We start from the raw sequence: 20113 nt of genomic DNA on the forward strand, positions 1-20113 counted from the left end.
AAATAACGGTATAGATTATGGATTCTTTGACTCAAATTGTGCTTGGTGCCGCAGTAGGCGAGGCTGTTCTTGGAAAAAAAGTAGGTAATCGCGCAATGTTTTACGGCGCAATTGCAGGAACAATTCCTGACTTAGATGTTATTTCATCATTCTTTGTTGATACGGTAACTGCACTCGAAGTGCATCGTGGATTTACGCATTCCATCTTATTTTCTATTTTGTTTGCGCCAATATTTGGGTTTATAATTGCAAAAATCGATAGCTATAAATCATTTAAAGGATGGACGCTCTTGTTTTTTTGGGGATTTTTTACTCATCCTATCCTTGATGCACATACCACTTGGGGAACACAGCTCTTTTGGCCTTTTGACATCCGTTTAGCATTCAAAACTATATTTGTCATTGATCCACTTTATACTTTACCGTTTCTAACGTTCCTTATTTTGGCGATGTTTCAAAAAAAGGACAGTCCAAAACGTCAATTTTACAACCGTACAGGACTAATTGTGAGCTCAAGTTACTTAGCCTTAACTTTTCTTTTAAAAGGTTTGGCTTTCGTCCAATTTACAAATGCTCTTGAACAACAAAAAATTTCTTATCAAGAAATCGAAACTAAGCCTGCGCCAATGAATACGGTTTTGTGGTCGGCAAATGTTAAAAGAGAAAACGACTTCTTGATTGGAAGCTACTCCTTTTTTGATCAAAGTGAAATAACATATTCAAGTTACCCAAAAAACCATGAGCTTATTGGTCATTTAATGGATAATGAGAAAATGCGACGCATGATTCATATTTCTAAAGGTTGGTTTACCATTACACAAAAAGAAGAAGAATTATTCTACAATGATTTAAGGTTTGGATTGTTAAGTACAAAAGAAAATGCTAACAACTTTGTTTTTCAATATAAAATAATTGAAAACAACGATGGTACAATTAATTTTGTGGAAACAAAGAAAGAAATAGCAGACGGAAAACAACTTCTGATTGAACTTTGGGATAGAGTCAAAGGAAATTAATCCGCAGTTTCATACTTCCTGCTAAATATGGGTTCTGCAAGACATTATCAAGTACGGACTAAATACAGAGTGAAAAAAAAAGAGCCAAGATTAAAAATCTTGGCCCTTCTGAGTAGCGGTTTATTATTTCTTCGGGTTACCTCTTAAAGCTTAAGTAACAATCTCACCATGAAATTTCTTCCTGCTTGTGGATAATAGAAATTCTCTTGAGTTCTCTCACCTCCACTTATGTAAGAAAATGTGAAACCATTGTTCTCATACATTTCATTGAACAGGTTATTAATTCTTCCTCCAACAGTGATTTCTTTAAATCCTAATGCGGCAAAACTGTAAGAAATATCTAAATGACTTACAAAATATGCATCTAAAGTTCTTGTTTCATTCGAAGTGTTGTCTAAATACTGTTTCCCGACATATTTATTCATTAAACTTACGCGTAAATCATCAATAGGCTCGTAATTCAAAGCCAAACCTGTGATGATATTCGGAGAGAATGCCAAATCAGTGGTTCCATGCTCAATTACAGTTTGACCAGCAATGTCGTAGTTGTCAACATACTCAACAAAATTATTGATCTTGTTCTGACTCAAACTTACATTGGCTGTTACACCAAATTTCTTGAGGATTTGGTATCCACCTTCCAACTCTATTCCCAGTCGGTAACTGTCTTCTACGTTGGTTCGGGTGTAACCACCAACATCGTTAATTTCTCCTGTAAGCACCAATTGATTATCATATAACATGTGATACACATTTGCATTTAAAAACGCTATACGTTTGTTGAGTCGGTAACCTGCTTCTAAGTTGTAAAGCACTTCGTGTGAAGGTCTGTTTCCTGCTGTTTTCTCACGGAAATCTTTTCTCACAGGTTCACGATTGGCAATGGCATAAGATGCATACACCGAATTTTTGGAATTGATTCTATACGACAATCCTGCTTTAGGATTAAAGAAATTATAAACCACTTGTTGATTCATTTCTTTGATTTCACCACTTACATCGTCGATTCCTAAGAAACTATAATCAATGTGACGATACTGTGCATCTGCGAAAAATGTAAACTTCTTCCAATCATAAGTTGCTTTGAGGTACACATTCCCATCGTATTTCACGGAATTGTTGTCGTAATACTTTTCATCTTTTTCATTTTCTGGCATATATTCTGCCCAAATGATGTATCCGTAATGATCACCATCGTATTTATTCAATCCACCACCTAATGTTACTTCAAAATTCTTTAAGTTGGTATAATTAAAGTTGAAAATACCGCCTCCGAAATGATTATCCAACCATTTCTGACGAATCATATCCATGCGATTGATAGAATCTCCGTCTACCACTATTGGATTAAACCCGTAAGTAGAAAACTTGTCATTGTTTCGGTAGTTTTCGTAATAACCACGACCTCTTGTATAATGTAAAGCCGCTTTCATGTTCCATTTACGGTTGAATTGATACGCATAATGCAATTGATAATGATCTTGCTGATAATTGTCTGTTTCATTTTCGTAGGTGTAAGCGTTATAAGTTCTACCGGCAGATAGCAATCGGTCTAGCTCTTCATTCGACAAACCATTTCTTGCTGCATAATCAATCATTCCCTGCTCGTCATTATTGATGCGGCTTTCCGGTGTTCCTTCCCAAGCTTGGTAGGTTTTCTGTAAACCGCTTGAGATATTTAATCTAATCGTTGATTTATCACCGTGATATGCCCCCGAAAGGAAATACGATTTTAAATCTGAGCTCGCGCGATTCAAATAACCATCAGAAACGATACGCGACAAACGACCGTCAACAGTAAATTTATCGTTGATTAATCCTGTTCCAATATTTACAGAATTTCTCAAAGTGTTAAATGAACCACCCGAATTGTCGATTACGGCATAAGGTTTTTGTTCTAATTTATTGGTTGCAATGTTGATACTCGCACCAAAAGCACTTCCTCCGTTTGAAGAAGTTCCTACACCTCGTTGAACTTGCATTGATTCAACAGAACTGGAGAAATCGGGCATATTTACCCAAAAAACACCTTGAGACTCTGCATCATTGAGTGGAATTCCATCTACGGTAACATTGGTTCTTGTAGGGTCTACACCTCTAATTCTAAACCCAGTGTATCCAACTCCAGAACCTCCATCAGAAGTCACTACGGTAGAAGGCATTGACTGCAGCAAATACGGCAAATCCTGTCCGTAATTTTGCTTTTCAATTTCTTCTGCATCGATGTTGGTGTAAGTAGTTGGCGTTTTCTTATCTGCCCGTACAGCTTTCACATCGATTCCTTCTTGCATAAAGAAAGTAGAGCTGAGTTTAAAATCAATTTCTTGATTTGTTCTTAAAACGATGGTTTTAGATAAGGTTTCGTAACCAAAGTACTTGGCCCTGATCTCATACTCCCCACTTTTTAAGTTTTTAATGAGGTATTTCCCATCAGCTTGGGTCATTGCTCCAACATTTTGTCCTTTAATGCTCACGGTAGCACCCACGAGTGCTTCGCCTTCATCATTTTGAACAATACCAGAGATTTGATGCTGCGCCAATGCGCTTGAGGACAACAACAAAGCCGTTGTCAAGGCTTTCATAACATTTCTTGCTTTCATGCTTTTAAACATTTAACAAGAACAAGGGGCTAATTCTTGGAATTAATAAAAATTTCGAATTAACACTATTGTTTTTTTGGTCATCTTCCCGCCGCAGGTACCAACCTGATCCGGTTCAATGGGTATAATCTCAGTCCGTCAGTTGACGGACACCCCTTAGAGACGCCGCAAAGATAAAGAGTATATTTTGATATATCGACAGTTATCATTGAAATTTTATTTTGGATCATTTGAACCTTTGGCAAGAAATAGCTAATTTTAATTAAATATATTCAGCGTATTATGCTATCACAATGAAAAAAATGTTTCATGAAAACCATATTAAGTATTTTTGATCTATTTCTTGGTGGAGACGGCTCATCCATCGCGTATTTCTTTGGAATTGGTTTTTCAGTAATTGGTGGAATATTAATTGCCAATGTTGAACAAACGAATCACCTGATTGCGGCATTTTTTCTTTGTTTAATGGGCGGGCTAATACTTTTCTTAAAAATTAGAAAAGATATTAAAGAATAGGCTTACCATTTAACTAACATACAAATATTTCTCCGCTCAATCATTCAAGACAGCTTTTAAACAAGCCTTGTAGCAAGAATTAGCTTCTTTTCTTTTTATTCACAAGTGTCTATTTTTTTGTGTTCATGAGCTCCCTTTGGTCGGTTCGCATTATTCATTCTTGTCTATCTTTTATTTGTATTCATGAGCTCCTTCGTCGGTTGTTCCAAAAAGAGAGAAAGCATCGCTTTTGAAGACGAAACAGTAAGAAGCGTTAGTGCCGAAACTGTTAGGAGAAAAAGATCTAGCGCCTGATATTTTTTATTCAACCTTTTATATTTTTCAATTGTTTTCATGAGCTTGCTTCGCTGCGGTTCTTGTCTCCACTCCTAAAAGTCGATAATGTCGGTGATCTCATCCGCAAGCTCCTGAGCTTCCGCCATTATTAGCGACTTTCACCGCGCTACACCTACTAAAAAATATAAAGCGCGTCCGAAGAAACTTACATTTTCTTTTACAATAGCTTGCATTAACAATTCATATTTACATTATGAGTTTAGCACATAAAAACTCTAAGCTCTTTGCTAGATAACTCACCTTAAACTAATTAAACAATCGTTTCTTTCCAATATATCTTTAAGGTATAATGAGATTTAAATGGGCATCACTATTAAATATATTAAAAAATGAAGGCAATTATTTCTCGAAATCACATCAGAAAAGTATAATCTTACTTAAAAATCTCCTCCACCTTTTTATTTCGGTATTCAAAAATTTCTTGAACTTTTGATTTTACAAACATAGTATGAGCAATTTTACCTAAAAACCCTAGTGGTAATTCGTAAGTGAGAATGTCCTCCATCTCTACTCCACCTTCAACAGCTTTGAAATGATGTTCGTGGTGCCATATTTTGTAAGGTCCTTTTCTTTGTTCGTCTACAAAATAGCGTTTATCGGTTACATGCGTGATTTCTGTAATCCAATTCATAGGGATTTTCATGATTGGCGTAACTGTATATTCAATCATTAACCCTTCATACATTTTTTCGGGAATTTGATTTTTCACGATGAATCCCATGTAATCGGGTGTAATTTCTTTGAGGTTTTTAGGAGAGGAGAAAAAATCCCAACACGTGTCTATATCCGTTGGAACGAATTGTTTATAGCGAATTTGATACATTTTAGTTCTGTTTTTCAATATAACAGATCCAAACCGTTTTTGTTTATAGCAAAACAACTACAGATAACGAGACGCTTTAACCCGTATTATTAACGTTAATAATCCCGGTTAATGAAGCAACAAATACTTATGGGTTAAAAAGTGAATCAATCAATTCTTTTAACGCATCCCCATGAATATCTTTAGCAATAATTTCCATTTCTTCGTTAATGACATAATTCATCGGCAAAGCGGTAACGGCATAATCATAAGCTGCTGGAGTTTTAAAACCTTCTAATGAAGAAACATTTGTGTATAGTCGCTGATCTTTCTGGGAAGCTTTTTCCCATTGATTTTTATTGCGATCTAAAGAAACTGCAAAAATTTCAAAACCTTGATCTTTATATTTTGAGTATAATTCATTTAAAATTGGACTTTCTCGTCTACATGGTCCACACCAACTTGCCCAAAATTCAATTATTGTATACTTTTTATGAATGTCTTTTAAATTCTTTGATGTGTCATCAAGATTTTTCATTTCAATATTTGAAGCTATTCCTCCCAAAGAGGTCTGTTGCAAACGCGTTAATTTCTCTCTTAATCGTTCAATAATTCGCAGATTACCATATTTCTCCTCTAGTTTAACTATAAAAGTATTGTACATCTCTAGATTTTCTTCTCCCTTCCAGCGAATGGAGGTCGGATAAAGCGCAAGACTTGCTCCTACTTTTTCTTTAAGGTATGAATTTAACTCAGCAAGGTGTTGATCATAATTACTAATTTCAAGTTTTCCTAAGGAATCAATTTTTACTTGACTTGGATTGGCTTTTGCTTGTTCTTTTGTTATTGCTTTCCGCACTGATTTCACCAATCTTTCTAGAGAAGAAGCACGGAATTTCTCATACGCCAAATACTTTTCTGTACTAGGACTTCCTTTAACGCTGTGGTCTTTATCATCAATCTTAATTGCAAGACTTTGACCTTCTTCAAGAATTAGAGGTAATACTTCTTTTTCACTGATTTTAAGTAAATAAAAATGGGGAGACAAGTTATATTGTTTTTCAAATTGTCCTTTTTCGTCCAAGAATATCGTGTCTTTAATTAAATATTCTTTTCTTTCAATATCGCTTTGCTCTTCTAAAATTAGATAATCTCTTTCAATATTATTAACCTTACCTTTTAAAATAAAAGTTGGAGTTGCAGACTCATCAGGAGTGCATGAAAATAAAAGAAAAGTGATCGTTATGAAAAATAGAAATCGCATAATATAAATTTTTAGCAAAACCGTAAAGTTAGTTATTTGTTCCTTGTTAAAGAGGTCAAAAAGATTCAAAATTAAATAACTCGATGAGTCAATCTTGGTTTCCTATGGCCTTAAATTATATATTATTCTTCACTAAAAACGATGCTAATGCGACTTTCAAAAAAAAGCGAGCTATTTCTAGTCTCGCTTTTCAAAAGATTTTATTATTAACTAATTCACTATCAACTTACGCACAATGTTGCCCACTTTAACAAAATAAACACCTGAAGAAAGATGATCAATCGTGAATTGAACCTTTTCCTCCTCTCCTACTATAGGTATTTGTTTTATAAGATTACCTTGAAAAGATAAAATAGTTATTTCTTCTACTTTTATACCACTCCACATTATATTTAACTGATCTTGGGCAGGGTTTGGATAAACATTTACTTCACCTTCATAAAGTTCAAAGCTAGAAGAAGCAGCAACCTCATCATAAGGTATAGCGTCCCATGAAAACATTGGTTTTCCATCATTCTGATTTGAAAGAATACGTGTTTTAAATTCTTTATTTATACGAACCTCAAGACGTGCATCAGATGCATTAAGCTGTTTACCAGGTCTTAGCAAAGGTTGCATTACCCATGATAAGTTTTCATATACATTTCTAAATCCTGAAACCGTTTCTAAAGATAGCTCCTGACGAATGTATTCTCCCTCATCATAATTAGGCATATCGTGTTTTTCACTTCCGAATACATAAATTGTATGTTGCCCACCTAAAACATAATTCCCGTTATTATCCATAAGTCGTTCAGATGGGTTCCAAATCATATCGTCTCCATTATCATCAATCATTGTTGAGTTTTCACAAAAAGCAATATTCAACCTTCTTCCTGTTTCTACATCAATTGCATAACCAGGAAACCATCCCATTCCAGTTCCAGTTCCATCAGGGTTTCCTTGCTTGTCAACAGAATTACTTTTACGTAAAAATCCTGCCTTACCTCCATCCAAAGAAGTAAGATCATTCTTATTCAATTCAATCACAGGACTTCTTGTCCATTTTGAGGTGTCTGAAGTAAATACTATGTCTACGCTAGGCTGATAAGCAGTTGACAAATCCATTGTTACAAGGGCGTTAAATATACTATTAGATGCAACTGAACTAGAGATTGCAAGTGGTGTTAGATCACAATCGCTATATCGGGCCAAATTACCTGGAGAAACAATACCATCAGCAAGATTAGTGAATAAATTTTCTTGGTCAACAAAAGCAGAATTGTAACAAGCCGGATTATGAATACTATCACCAGGGATAGCAGCTCCATTAAAGACTCCTGACATTATCCAATTTATTGGTGCTAATCCATTTGTGTTTCTCACACCTGTTAACCAATTGTTGTTATTATCTTCAAAGCTCAGCGTTGTTTCTAATGGTTTAGCAACAAGGCTTGAAGTTGGGCAAGTATATGCTCCGTCAAAACAAAAATAATTTTCTTGTTTAATTTTTATAGCCATTCCCCATTGAGAAATAATTTGTTCACCTCCTACATTAATTGCGGCTGCTGAATTCACAGAATCAATTAAAGATCCACCAATGGTATCGTAATGATAAACTGTCCAATTAGCGGTATCAATGTGAGAATCATACTCGCGGAATTTAAGAACAAAATGTCCCTCAGCATGATTTACTGTATCTGTTAAACGAACATCAATAGGTCCATATCCTCTTTTGTATTTAACTTTTTCTACAAAATTATTATCAAGAATACGTTGTTCTGTGTTGGGATCGATTTTTACCGATCTTGACATATTTCCTTCACCATCAAGTCGTGTGATTTCAAAATTAAGCCTATGATTATCTGGAGTTAAATCAAAATCATCAGCTACTCCTGTCCCTGATTGATTACATGCTAAATTGGTAGTATCGAAATATTGCTGAACAGAGTCTGCGTAACCTATTAGTCTATTAACGTTTTCCAAATTAGACGTATAATCTTCTGCAATAATGGCGTAGTTATATGTCAACACATCTCCAGGAGCAAAGCTTTCCTCAACCGTCGTTACAAAGAAACGCCTATCTCCCGCTGGGTTTTGTGTTCCATTACCATCTATATTAAGCTCTGTCCAACCTGTTCCCAAGTACGGATTTCCATCATAAACGTGTTTCGTAGGCAATGAGGTTGCTCCAAGTGAACCAGGCAGACCACTGCCACCGATCACCCAATCAGAACCATCTAACCATCTACCATTCATGTAGTTCCAATAATCTTGTGAAGTATGCGGTCGTCCATTTTGAGGGCCTGCAAAATCAGATCTATTATAATAACCAAAATATTCAAAGTTCCTATTTAAGCTAACGATACCAACAGCGGGAGGAGTATTATCATATCCTGGTGCTCCATGTTGACCTGGATCATAATTGAGACCATTATAGGCATACATTAAATTCTTAGAAGGCGAAGAGCCTATTAAATCGTCCTCAGAAAAACCAACGTCTGGATCTAAAAGTATTGAAGCTTTGAAGTCAGTAAATGAATTTTGTCCTCGATTAAAAACCTTAACATCTATAAAAGTTGTGGAGTTGATAAAATTAGAAGCTTCAATATGATATAACATAATGTGAATTTCAGCTCCTATTCTTTCTCCATCACTCTCAGTATGGAGTCGATCATCGTTCATTATTTGATATACAGCTTCATCTCCTTTTATGCATGGATATTCTCCTTTGTGAGGTTCATAAATGCCATTATTATTTAGATCCACATAAGGTGCTAATTGCGCAGCAACACCTATTGAAGCATTTCCATTCCCAGGCCAATCAGCAATACCATTTGGAGCAACATAACCTGCTTGATTATAATTGTCAATATGATAAATAATATCGGATTTTTTAACCTTCCAAATAGCACTCTCGTAATTATAAATATAAGCGGTATCATAGTAGTCATTTGTTGATGAATAAGGACCCGGATTGAAATCTTTTCCTACTCCATATAAAGTGGCTGCCAATTTTAAATCCGCATTTTGGTTCGTTCCGCCAAACCAAAATCCGCCTGAATAAATTAAGTGATTCGAACTACCTGCAGGAATTTCATATCCAGCAGAAGCTGTGGATGGATTGTTAAACAATCTACCAACATCATTAACGGTGGCAGCAACCTTGTTTCCATTAAGTACATATTGATTTTGCTGACTTTTTATAGATTGATAAACAAAGAGTGAGCAAATAAACAAAATTAAATTTAGTAGTTTCATAAGGAAAATAATTAGTTAAACGTACAAAGCAAATGGCTTTCTGTAAAGATACAACACAAATTTGTTTGAACACCTCAAATTTATTTAGAAGTATTAGTTATTGATTAATCAGGCATTACCATCATTTTTCCTGTACTTTTTCAATCAATTTCCAATTCAAGTTAAAATAGCGCTAAAAAGACCATTATTTCGCAAATCAATAGTATTTTTGAGGAAAATTTAATGAAATGACGAAAAACTTCATCGAAGAACTAAAATGGAGAGGCATGATTCATGACAGTATGCCTGGAGTAGAGGAACATTTGCAAGAAAAAATGCGTACTGCTTATGTAGGAATTGATCCTACTGCTGATTCTTTGCATATCGGGCATTTAGTTGGTGTGATGATGTTACGTCATTTTCAAAAAGCTGGTCACCAACCTATCGCTTTATTAGGTGGAGCAACAGGAATGATTGGAGACCCTTCAATGAAATCGCAAGAGCGAAACTTATTGAATGAAGAAGAATTGAAACACAATCAAACCGCAATTAAAACTCAATTGAGTCGTTTTTTAGCTTTTGATTCTAATGAAGAAAATAAAGCAATCCTGGTAAACAATCATGATTGGATGAAGGACTTTTCATTTCTTGATTTTATCCGTGATGTAGGTAAACATATTACAGTAAACTACATGATGGCAAAAGACTCTGTAAAGAAAAGATTGACTGGAGAAAACGCTGAAGGAATGTCTTTTACTGAATTTTCTTACCAATTGGTACAAGGATATGATTTCTTGCATTTATATAAAAACAATGAGGCTACCATCCAAATGGGAGGATCTGACCAATGGGGGAATATTACTACGGGAACAGAAATGATTCGTCGCGTAGAAGGAGGAAAAGCATTTGCTGTAACGTGTCCATTAATTACAAAAGCTGATGGTACTAAATTCGGGAAAACAGAAGGAGGAAACATTTGGTTAGATGCGGAACGTACATCGCCTTACGAATTCTACCAATATTGGTTAAATACCTCGGATGAGGATGCAGAAAAATTCATCAAGATATTTACATTTTTACCACAAGAAGAAATCGACAAATTAGTTACACAACATAAAGAAGCACCTCATCAACGTCAATTACAAAAAAATTGGCTGAAGAAATCACCATTGCTGTTCACTCTGAGGCCGATCTAAAAGTTGCGATTGCTGCTTCCAACATTTTATTTGGAAAATCTACAGAAGAGGATTTAAGGTCACTTTCAACTAAAGATTTTCTGACTGTTTTCGATGGTGTTCCTCAAGCAAAATTAACAAGAGCAGAACTAAAAGAAGGAATTGGAATTATTGACGCATTGTCTGCAAAAACAGGGTTCCTATCTTCGAATGGTCAGGCCAGAAGAGAACTAAAAGGGAATGCAATCAGTGTTAATAAAACAAAGGTAAAAGAGGACTTTATTTTAACTGAGGATCAACTGATTAATGAAATGTTCATTTTATTAGGAAAAGGCAAAAAAACAAACTATCTTATTGTAATAGATTAATTATAAAACTTAAGACAATTATGAAAGAGTTAAAATTTAAAACTACCCTAAAATGTGGAGGTTGCGAAGAAAAAGTTACACCTGGTTTGAACGCAATTGAAGCGATTAAAGAATGGAATGTAGATTTAGAAAGCACGCAAAAAACATTAACCGTTAAGGCCGACAAAGATGTAAGCAAAGAGGTTAAAGCCGCTGTAGAAAAAGTTGGTTTTGAAATTGAAGTAATTTAATCTTTCATTATTTCTACGTTAAAATTGATAATGCATTAAAAGGCTAAGACTAGTGTGATACTGCCCTTTATTTAAAAGTTGTTGATGCCAGTTTCCGAAGATAAAAAGCGCTGGTGCGATTACTTGATTTCCTTTGTGTGAACGCACGGGAATTAAATCGTTTTGGAAACGCAGCGTGAGTCCCCATTTTTCATGAAATGCATACTTTAAATCAACTAACCCACCCATTGTTAGACTCTTGAAAGCATGTTCGGGTTCAACAGCTCCAAAGCTTGTCCTTTCTTTTTGATTGATTTTAACGCCAAGATACAAGCCTCCACCCACACTAAGTCGATCAAACTGATATTGAATGTGTACAGGCACTTCGATGTAATTCACCCGTAATCGATAAACTACAGATGTCTGCTTGGATGGATAAGTACGCGCTCCTTTTTGATTAAATTGCAATCCAAAATTCGCCGACCAATCTGTATTGATTTGATAATTGAGGTTCAACCCAGTATTCAAACCAAACTGAGCAAACCCATAGTGACCATCACCACTTATCTGACTCGATGTTGCTCCTCCAAACATTTCCAAAGAAAACTGTTGGCTAAAAGTCGTTGTTACTGAGATTACACATCCAATAAAAAAGAGAAAGCTACCTTTTTGAATCATAACAAACTAAATTTAAAAAATTTGAGACAGCTCAACACCTTATCGCTAAACTTTTTGATCTTTCCCTACTCCTATTCCCATAACAAGTTTTATAACCGCAATGAAAATCAACAATCCCAAAGCATAGTTCCACACCTCTGTGAGATCATAAATCAATCCGACAAGAAATGGGCCTGTTGCAGCTATAAAATACCCAATAGATTGTACAATTCCCGATAGTTCGGCTGCAGTTTCAGCATCTCCAGCCCTCAACACAATAAGTAATAATGCTAAACCAAAAGTTCCGCCCAATACCATTCCAATCATTCCTACCCATAATTCGACCAACCCTAAACCTGGAATCATTAAAGCAACTGTTGCAATTACTTCAACAACAATTAAAATAAATATAACTAAACGTTGGTCTTTGCGGGCTCCTGCCCAAACGGGAATAAGAATGGCTCCTAATATTCCGGTTGCTTGCGATAGAGATAACATCCAACCTGCATAAGAAGCTTCATATCCTCTTGAAATGAGTATTGCGGGTAACCAGGCTAGAATTGTGTAAAAAGCGAAAGATTGCAACCCCATATACAAGGCTAATTTCCAAACCAGTAGAGATCCACTTAACTTTTTCATGGCTTCTTTGAAGCTTCGTCTTGGAGGTGTTCTGTTAATCCTTTTTATATTGGGTATCCAAATAATAAGTGCAAAAAGTGAAAGGATTGCCCATACGACTAACGAACCTCTCCAACCTAAGTTAAGCTCAATGGCTAAAGGAACACTTAATCCAGCCGCGACCGTAGCTCCCAATGACATAATCCCAGAATATAAACTCGTTACGATACCCGCTTTATGCGGAAAGTTTCTTTTTATGAGGGCCGGAATCAAAACATTTCCAAAAGCAATAGCAATTCCCAACATTGTTGTTCCTAAGTAAAGAGAGAAAACATCTCCAAAAGACCGAATTATAATTCCAGATGTTAATAATACTAATGCACCCAATAAGGTATTACCAATTCCGAAACGTTTTGTAAACAATGGCGTTATTGTAGAAACAACACCAAAGGCGAGTAAAGGCAAGGTAGTTAATAAACCTAATAGGGTTTCTGAAAGACCAATATCAGCTCGAATAAGATCTACGAGTGGACCTATACCCGAAAGTGCAGGACGCAAATTAATGGCCACAAAGAGAATTCCCACCAAAAGAAGTACTCTCGCGTTTTTAGAAAGTCCGTTTTCGTCTAATTTTTCCATTTAAAAATATTACGCATGCAAAAGTAGGGTTTTATTATGAGCATCCCTGTCCCCTTCGATTTTTAACAATTAAGAATTCCATAAACCATTTCTAGCTTTTGTTGTTAAATCTATGCGAACCTAAAGTTTACAAATTACATGACGACAAGAGAAAAAGACAGAATTATTGAGATGGCATGGGAGGACAGAACACCTTTTGAAGCCATAGAATTTCAGTTTGGTTATGCAGAATCGGATGTGATCAAACTCATGCGAAAAACCTTGAAAAGAAGTTCTTTTAATCTTTGGAGAAAACGTGTGAACAGTAAAGTGAGCAAGAAGCACAGGAAAAAACGCAGCGGTGACATTGAGCGTTTCAAATGTTCTAGACAAAAACATATTTCTAACAATAAAATATCAAAACGATAGACTTTCCAACTCAAATATCCGCAATAGAAGAAAGGATTAAGCAAATTAATCCCGAAAAATATACTGCCACAAGAAATTTTCAAAATGGCGCAGTTTCTTATTTAAGTCCTTACATTTCTAGAGGATATGAAGCTTCTTATGATTGTGTTGGTGTTTCAGGATTAGGAACTTATTATGCATTAGACAAAATTAATGCTTTTGGTCATATAAAAACGAACGAAATTCCAAAGTTCAAATGAAAAAACAGCATTTACCCACGAAGATTTGTCCAGTTTGTGGTTTGCCCTTCACTTGGAGAAAGAAATGGGAAAAGAATTGGGAGAGTGTGAAGTATTGCAGCGAGCGCTGCAGAAGAAACAAAAATAAGACTGTTAATACTACTTAATCCGAAATTATTCATTTAATCTGTTAGTCATCAAAAAGTAAACTTTTTACTTTATTTTTTTCGACCTGTAACTCTTTAAGGGTATCTTTTCTGTCTACCATTAACAACATATAACGCCATTTATAGCTAATATGTTTTAAATATTTAAAAAACCAATAGGCAAAAATTCCAGTTATTGGCATAAGAAGAACATAAATGATCATGCCAATCCACGTCAATTGAAAGATTTCATAAAAACCAAATGCAAAAACAGTATATGAAATTGGATACAAAATGATACCTACTAAAATTGCTAGAGGAGCGTAATATTCAATATCTTTTGAAAGTATAGGCACCAGCCAATCTGTAAACAAATACTGAACGATATTATGCACTATTCCAAAAAGAGCGAGTGGCAAAGCTACTAAAATAAAGAGCAAAGAAATTAGTATTTGTCTAAAGAACATCAAAGAACGAAACTTTCTATCTAAAAAATCTGATCGAATATGCATTTTTTCAAGCTTCCAATTGATAGATTTCATTTTTTGACGTATTTCATCTACTCTCCACGGCTGTATAAGTTTTTTTTCGTCTAATTGATTTTTAATATCTTTCATTTCTTTCACCTGACGCTCAACCCCTTTTTGGTCAGAAGAAATATACCGTGTATTCAACACTTTGTAAATTTCATCAAGCAACTCCTCTTCTTCTTTAGTTTCTGTTGTCACTAACACTTTTTCTAGGCGTGTACGGAATTCATCTGTCAAGAGGTGAACTGCTTTTCTGGGATCAGTTAAATATAAGTTATAATGATTCATTACCCTTTTCGGCGCATCGATATCAATGTAAATATTACTACGAAATCTTTCAGGTTGAGAATAGTTAATTCCAACAGCAACAACCTGAACATCAAGTTGACCATCATTTCTTTTTTCACTTTCTAAAGCAATTCTAGCCGTCCCCGTTTTCAATTCTCTTAAAACTTTTTCTTTATACGAGGTACCTTCAGGAAAAATGACTAAGGTTTTTCCATCACTCAACAAATCATAACAAGCGCTTAATGAATCGTCATTATCAACTCCTTTTGTGATTCCTTCTCCTCTTCTATTAATGGGAATCATATTTAAAGAAGTCAATAATTTTAATTTAAACTTGGAATCAAAAAGTGTTGCTTTAGCCATATAATATATGGGTTGTTTACATATCATTCCAATCACCCAGGCATCCATTAGCGTATTGGGATGATTAGCTATAATGATTGTTGGTTTTGTACCATCACCTAGAAATTGCTTGTTATTTACACGTATTTCATTGTAATACAAACGGATTCCTAATCCAATAATAAATTTCAAAATTCGATAGAGCATAAATTCAATATCTGTTCATATACATTTAATATACTATTAATTTTTAAGCAACAAGAAAGGTTCGATTCATCAGCATCTTTGTCTAAAATTAAAAAATAAAAACAAATGAAAACAAAAAAGTTGAGTTATGCGGGTGTATTTTTACTGTTGACTATCGGTCTTACAGCTACATCGTGCAGAAAAGAAGGTTGTACTGATGAAACTGCAATCAACTACAGTGAAAAAGCAAAAAAAGATGATGGTTCATGCCAGTATGAAAAGGAAAAAGGAAATAGCAGTTCAACTATTATGGTTTCGCAGAACATCACTGAAAATACTACCTGGACAAATGACAAAGTTTATGTATTAAATACGAGAGTAACTGTTGAAGCAGGAGTGACTTTAACTATTGAGCCAGGAACAATAATAAAAGGTGAAGTTGGAACAGGGCCAAATGCAACAGTATTAATTATCGCAAGAGGAGCTAAGTTAATGGCTGAAGGCACAGCGACATCTCCAATTATATTTACAACAATAGCAGACGAAATCACACCAGGACAAATTGATAGTCCAAACATGAGTTCTGATTTAGATGGACTTTGGGGAGGACTTATCGTTTTGGGAAATGCTCCGATATCGGCAGATAACCCATCCATTCAAATAGAAGGCATTCCACCATCAGATCAAAATGGACTGTATGGAGGTTCAAACCCATCTGATAACTCTGGAGTTCTCAAATATATTTCCATTCGGCATGGAGGTGCAAACATTGGAGAAGGCAACGAAATAAATGGGCTTACCCTTGGTGGTGTTGGAACTGGAACTGTAATTGAAAACATTGAAGTTGTTTCTAATCAAGATGACGGTGTTGAATGGTTTGGAGGAACAGTAAACACTAAAAACGTGATAGTTTGGAATGCAGGAGATGATGCAATAGATACGGACCAAGCATGGAGTGGAACTTTAGATAACTTTATAGTGATATCTGGAGAAAGTACAGACCACGCATTAGAGGTTGATGGACCAGAAGGATCATTCCTAGCAGCTCATACCTTAAAAAATGGTTCGATCAAAGGAGGAGCTAATACAGAATTAGCAGACTTTAGAGATGGAGCAAGAACAAATGTAGAGAATATATACTTCTTTGGATTCCCTGACCCATCAACTGATGGTAGAGGAGATTTCTCATTGAGTGGTCAGCTATCAATTGATAACTACACTAATGGAGATTTAAACTTCACAAATATTGAGGTTACACTTCCAAATGGGGTAGCATTAACGGAGGTATTTAAAAATGGAACAGATTCAGATGCTACAAGTGTTGCAGAAGGCGCAAATACGGTTGGTGCAGATGCATCTGTATTTGTAGGATGGACACTTTGTGATAAGAGAGGTGAACTCACAAACTTTTAATACTATTTACACTAAAGCGGCCTAAGAGAAACACTCTTGGGTTTCGCTTTTTATATTTATATAATGCCATGATTTTAAAACGATTAAATTTATTTTTTGTTTTTTCAGTATTTTTAGGGTTATCTGGATTTGTACTGTCTCAGAAAGGGAGTATAACCGGAGAGATTGCAGATGAAACCACCGGAGAGAAATTACCTGGTGTTCGGATAATGGTTAAAAATCATAAAATTGGAGCCTATTCTGATTTAGATGGTAAATTTTCTATATCCGTTGAAGCAGGAATATATGATTTAAAATTAACATATATGGGATATGACAGTTTAATCATTAATAAAATAGAGGTTAAATCAGGTAATAAAACAGAGTTAGGAAACCTGAATATTAGTGCTGATATAAGTGATTTCGAAGAAGTTGTTATTTCAGGAAGTCGAAAAACAAACACCGAAAATGCAATTCTTTCGTTGAAACAAAAATCAACGAACATGATTGATGGAATGTCTTCTGCAAAATTCAAGAAAACTGGAGATTCAGATGCAGGAGCTGCAATGAGAAGAATACCCGGTGTTTCATTAAGTGATGGTAAATATATTTTTATTCGCGGAATAGGAGATCGTTATAGTAAGACATTATTAAACGGATTAGAAGTTCCAGGTTTAGATCCAGATAGAAATACAGTTCAAATGGATATTTTCCCTACAAAAATCATTGACAACATAGTGGTTTACAAATCATCATCAGCAGATTTGCCAGCAGATTTCACAGGTGGTTTAATTGATGTTTCTTTAAATGGTGCTGCAACAAAGAGAACAAGAAGCATTTCTATGAGTACAGCTTTTAATCCAAATTATCATTTTAAAGACAACTATTTAACATATGAAAAAAGTAGTGCTGATGTTATTGCTTTTGGGAATAGTTCACGTGAAATTCCAGCAGAAAATAATATTCCATTCTTTGCAGAGAGTGTTTCTAATCCAGATGGACAAGAAGGGCAACGTTATCAAGAAATCCTAAGGTCTTTCGACCCTCAATTATCAGCTATGGAGTCGAATTCTTTAATGGATATAGGCATTGATGCTAATGTAGGTGACTTTTTTAAGAAGAAAGGATACAATATAGGTTACAACTTTAATGTGTCATATAAAAATGAGACAAAATTCTATGAAGATGCCGTTTTTTCGAGATACGGTTTAGCAAATGATAGAGAAGTTAATGAAATGGAGGTTAGAGAACTTCAAGAAGGAAATTATGGCGAAAACAATGTTTTATTGAGTGGGATGTTAGGTTTAACTTTAAATACAGATAAATCAAAGTATAACTTCAATATCATGCATTTACAAAATGGAACTTCAACCGCAGGGATCTTTGATTATGACAAAACTGATCAAGGCGCAGTTTTTTCAGGTTTTCAGCATAACTTAGAATATACTCAACGTTCGTTATCAAATGTTATTTTATCTGGAAATCATAAATTCACTGATAAGAATTGGGAGTTAGATTGGGCTTCATCAATATCCCTTTCATCCATTGATCATCCAGATATTCGTTTTACACGTTATGAGGAAAGAAATGATGGCAGTTTTAATATTGGAACAGAATCTGGTTTTCCAGAAAGAATTTGGAGGGAATTAGACGAAATGAATACCTCAGCAAAAATAGATTTAACAAAAACTTTAAGCATTTTTGGAAATGAAGGTAGATTCAAGCTCGGAGGAATGCAAACCTATAAAAAGCGTGATTTCACAATTCGATCATTTTCAATCAACGTTCGAAATGTAGATTTAACAGGTGATCCAAATGAGTTGTTTGCTGAAGAAAATTTATGGCCATATAATGGCGACATCTCTAAAGGAACTACATTTGAAACGCCATTTATTCCGGTAAATCCAAATCAATTTGAATCTTCTGTTATGTCATCAGGAATATATGCATTAACAGAGATCACTCCTGTTCAACAACTAAAAATAATTTTAGGGGTGAGAAGTGAATTATACGCTCAAAGATACACAGGAAGAGACCAATTAGGAACTAAGGTGCTGAATAACGATGTTGTATTACAAGAATTAGGGTTTTTCCCTTCAATGAATCTTGTATACTCAGTTTCTGAAAAACAAAACATAAGAATGTCTTATGGGAAGACTACTGCAAGACCTTCATTTAAAGAATTATCATATTCTGAGATTTTAGATCCGATAACAGGAAGAACCTTTATCGGAGGATTGTTTAGAGATGCTAACGATGTCCTAGGAGTAGAATATTGGGATGGAAATTTGGTGAGTACAACTATTCATAACTTTGATTTAAGATGGGAAATGTTCCATGGAAGAGGTCAAACATTTTCGATCAGTGGATTTTACAAAATGTTTAATAACCCAATCGAAGTAGTACAATTTGCATCACAAGCTGGTTCATTTCAACCAAGAAATGTTGGAAACGGAACCGTTTTAGGGATAGAGTTAGAGGCCAGACAATCTCTAGAGTTCATATCGAAGCGATTAGATAACTTTAATTTAGCTTTTAATGTAACAATCACGGAGTCAAAAATAGAGTTGAGTAAGACTGAATATGACTCTAGAGTGACCAATGCCCGAGTAGGACAAGAAATAAGTGAATATAGAGACATGGCAGGTCAAGCACCTTGGATTATTAACGGGGGCATTGAGTACAGTGGGTCGAAAGGATTTGGTAAAAACCTAAACTTAGGTGTTTATTACAATGTACAAGGAGAAACACTTCTTTTTTCAGGCATTGCAGATCGTCCAGATATATATACCGTTCCTTTTCATGGGTTAAACCTTAATGCTTCGAAACGTTTTGGAAAGAAGGACCAATTTAATGCTGGAATCATGTTGAAAAACGTATTAAACACTAAAAAAGAAGCTATATTCAAATCATATAAATCTCAAGATGAATACTTCTTTTCTATACGCCAAGGAACAACTGTAAGCTTGAAAATGAGTTATAGTTTTTAATCTACTTAGTTTCTTTAGAGAAGATTCAAAACAGTTAGCAACAAAAGAAGGTACGTATGTCTAAATGATGTACGTATTTTCTTTTTTCACAGTATGATTAAGGAAAACTCAAAATAATTTTATAAGAATTAGGCAATGAAAAAAGACAATAAGTGGAAGCAAAACAGAAGGTCAACAACAAAACAACCTAAATT

At 35.0% G+C, this 20113-nt stretch carries 14 protein-coding genes, 1 pseudogene and 1 riboswitch; of the genes and pseudogenes, 8 read left to right on the plus strand and 7 right to left on the minus strand.

The genetic code is table 11. The features are described 5' to 3' along the window. The first annotated feature begins 17 nt into the window (after window positions 1–17). Window positions 18–1016 carry a metal-dependent hydrolase gene (locus CW751_RS11210; protein WP_101335126.1) on the plus strand — a complete coding sequence of 333 codons (999 nt, stop codon included), beginning with the start codon at window positions 18–20 and terminating at the stop codon, window positions 1014–1016. 143 nt (window positions 1017–1159) lie between these two features. Here CW751_RS11210 and CW751_RS11215 read toward each other — a convergent pair whose 3' ends face one another. Further along, entirely contained in the window at window positions 1160–3616 is a 2457-nt protein-coding gene (locus tag CW751_RS11215) for a TonB-dependent receptor (protein WP_205677826.1), read from the minus strand. Between the two features lie 69 nt (window positions 3617–3685). Beyond that, window positions 3686–3783: riboswitch (TPP riboswitch) on the minus strand. 142 nt (window positions 3784–3925) lie between these two features. On the opposite strand from CW751_RS11215, the gene CW751_RS11220 reads away from it, so the two are divergent. Then, complete coding sequence (locus CW751_RS11220) at window positions 3926–4132, plus strand: hypothetical protein (protein WP_101335127.1); 207 nt, start codon at window positions 3926–3928, stop codon at window positions 4130–4132. Window positions 4133–4841: 709 nt separating this feature from the next. On the opposite strand, the gene CW751_RS11225 is transcribed toward CW751_RS11220, so the two are convergent. The 3 genes from CW751_RS11225 to CW751_RS11235 form a co-directional block, all read right to left on the minus strand. Then, the gene (locus CW751_RS11225) at window positions 4842–5291 is read right to left on the minus strand and encodes an SRPBCC family protein (RefSeq protein ID WP_101335128.1); all 450 of its coding nucleotides are present in this window, start codon (window positions 5289–5291) and stop codon (window positions 4842–4844) included. A 127-nt stretch (window positions 5292–5418) separates the two neighbouring features. Then, window positions 5419–6534: a TlpA family protein disulfide reductase gene (locus CW751_RS11230; protein ID WP_101335129.1), complete on the minus strand. Its 1116-nt coding sequence runs from the start codon at window positions 6532–6534 to the stop codon at window positions 5419–5421. 210 nt (window positions 6535–6744) lie between these two features. Next, window positions 6745–9774, minus strand: coding sequence for a T9SS type A sorting domain-containing protein (locus CW751_RS11235; protein ID WP_101335130.1), 3030 nt, complete (start codon window positions 9772–9774; stop codon window positions 6745–6747). Window positions 9775–10001: 227 nt separating this feature from the next. Here CW751_RS11235 and tyrS point away from each other — a divergent pair. Together tyrS and CW751_RS11245 are read left to right on the plus strand one after the other, a co-directional pair. After that, window positions 10002–11296: pseudogene (gene tyrS, locus CW751_RS11240) on the plus strand (tyrosine--tRNA ligase). A 20-nt stretch (window positions 11297–11316) separates the two neighbouring features. Further along, entirely contained in the window at window positions 11317–11526 is a 210-nt protein-coding gene (locus CW751_RS11245; RefSeq protein ID WP_101335131.1) for a heavy-metal-associated domain-containing protein, read from the plus strand. Window positions 11527–11544: 18 nt separating this feature from the next. Here the strand turns inward: CW751_RS11245 and CW751_RS11250 are convergent, their stop codons facing one another. Both CW751_RS11250 and CW751_RS11255 read right to left on the minus strand, forming a co-directional pair. Next, window positions 11545–12183, minus strand: coding sequence for an outer membrane beta-barrel protein (locus CW751_RS11250; RefSeq protein ID WP_101335132.1), 639 nt, complete (start codon window positions 12181–12183; stop codon window positions 11545–11547). A gap of 45 nt (window positions 12184–12228) precedes the next feature. After that, the gene (locus tag CW751_RS11255) at window positions 12229–13419 is read right to left on the minus strand and encodes a CynX/NimT family MFS transporter (RefSeq protein WP_101335133.1); all 1191 of its coding nucleotides are present in this window, start codon (window positions 13417–13419) and stop codon (window positions 12229–12231) included. A 138-nt stretch (window positions 13420–13557) separates the two neighbouring features. On the opposite strand from CW751_RS11255, the gene CW751_RS11260 reads away from it, so the two are divergent. Continuing rightward, window positions 13558–13827: a TIGR03643 family protein gene (locus CW751_RS11260; RefSeq protein WP_101335134.1), complete on the plus strand. Its 270-nt coding sequence runs from the start codon at window positions 13558–13560 to the stop codon at window positions 13825–13827. A gap of 235 nt (window positions 13828–14062) precedes the next feature. Next, window positions 14063–14212, plus strand: a complete 150-nt coding sequence (locus CW751_RS11265; RefSeq protein WP_101335135.1) for a DUF2256 domain-containing protein — start codon at window positions 14063–14065, stop codon at window positions 14210–14212. A gap of 23 nt (window positions 14213–14235) precedes the next feature. Here CW751_RS11265 and CW751_RS11270 read toward each other — a convergent pair whose 3' ends face one another. Continuing rightward, entirely contained in the window at window positions 14236–15558 is a 1323-nt protein-coding gene (locus tag CW751_RS11270; RefSeq protein WP_101335136.1) for a 1-acyl-sn-glycerol-3-phosphate acyltransferase, read from the minus strand. 105 nt (window positions 15559–15663) lie between these two features. Between CW751_RS11270 and CW751_RS11275 the strand changes: the two genes are divergently transcribed. Further along, the gene (locus CW751_RS11275; protein ID WP_101335137.1) at window positions 15664–16950 is read left to right on the plus strand and encodes a hypothetical protein; all 1287 of its coding nucleotides are present in this window, start codon (window positions 15664–15666) and stop codon (window positions 16948–16950) included. A gap of 68 nt (window positions 16951–17018) precedes the next feature. Continuing rightward, window positions 17019–19919, plus strand: coding sequence for a TonB-dependent receptor (locus tag CW751_RS11280; protein WP_101335138.1), 2901 nt, complete (start codon window positions 17019–17021; stop codon window positions 19917–19919). Window positions 19920–20113: the final 194 nt, after the last annotated feature.

The sequence above is a fragment of the Brumimicrobium salinarum genome, from assembly GCF_002844555.1.
In the GTDB taxonomy this organism is placed as follows: domain Bacteria; phylum Bacteroidota; class Bacteroidia; order Flavobacteriales_D; family Crocinitomicaceae; genus Brumimicrobium; species Brumimicrobium salinarum.

Coding starts and splice junctions, on each gene's coding strand:
- CW751_RS11280 (WP_101335138.1), top strand. CDS start 17,019: ATGATTTTAAAACGATTAAATTTATTTTTTGTTTTTTCAGTATTTTTA.
- CW751_RS11235 (WP_101335130.1), bottom strand. CDS start 9,774: ATGAAACTACTAAATTTAATTTTGTTTATTTGCTCACTCTTTGTTTAT.
- CW751_RS11275 (WP_101335137.1), top strand. CDS start 15,664: ATGAAAACAAAAAAGTTGAGTTATGCGGGTGTATTTTTACTGTTGACT.
- CW751_RS11250 (WP_101335132.1), bottom strand. CDS start 12,183: ATGATTCAAAAAGGTAGCTTTCTCTTTTTTATTGGATGTGTAATCTCA.
- CW751_RS11220 (WP_101335127.1), top strand. CDS start 3,926: ATGAAAACCATATTAAGTATTTTTGATCTATTTCTTGGTGGAGACGGC.
- CW751_RS11210 (WP_101335126.1), top strand. CDS start 18: ATGGATTCTTTGACTCAAATTGTGCTTGGTGCCGCAGTAGGCGAGGCT.
- CW751_RS11265 (WP_101335135.1), top strand. CDS start 14,063: ATGAAAAAACAGCATTTACCCACGAAGATTTGTCCAGTTTGTGGTTTG.
- CW751_RS11245 (WP_101335131.1), top strand. CDS start 11,317: ATGAAAGAGTTAAAATTTAAAACTACCCTAAAATGTGGAGGTTGCGAA.
- CW751_RS11215 (WP_205677826.1), bottom strand. CDS start 3,616: ATGAAAGCAAGAAATGTTATGAAAGCCTTGACAACGGCTTTGTTGTTG.
- CW751_RS11225 (WP_101335128.1), bottom strand. CDS start 5,291: ATGTATCAAATTCGCTATAAACAATTCGTTCCAACGGATATAGACACG.
- CW751_RS11230 (WP_101335129.1), bottom strand. CDS start 6,534: ATGCGATTTCTATTTTTCATAACGATCACTTTTCTTTTATTTTCATGC.
- CW751_RS11255 (WP_101335133.1), bottom strand. CDS start 13,419: ATGGAAAAATTAGACGAAAACGGACTTTCTAAAAACGCGAGAGTACTT.
- CW751_RS11270 (WP_101335136.1), bottom strand. CDS start 15,558: ATGCTCTATCGAATTTTGAAATTTATTATTGGATTAGGAATCCGTTTG.
- CW751_RS11260 (WP_101335134.1), top strand. CDS start 13,558: ATGACGACAAGAGAAAAAGACAGAATTATTGAGATGGCATGGGAGGAC.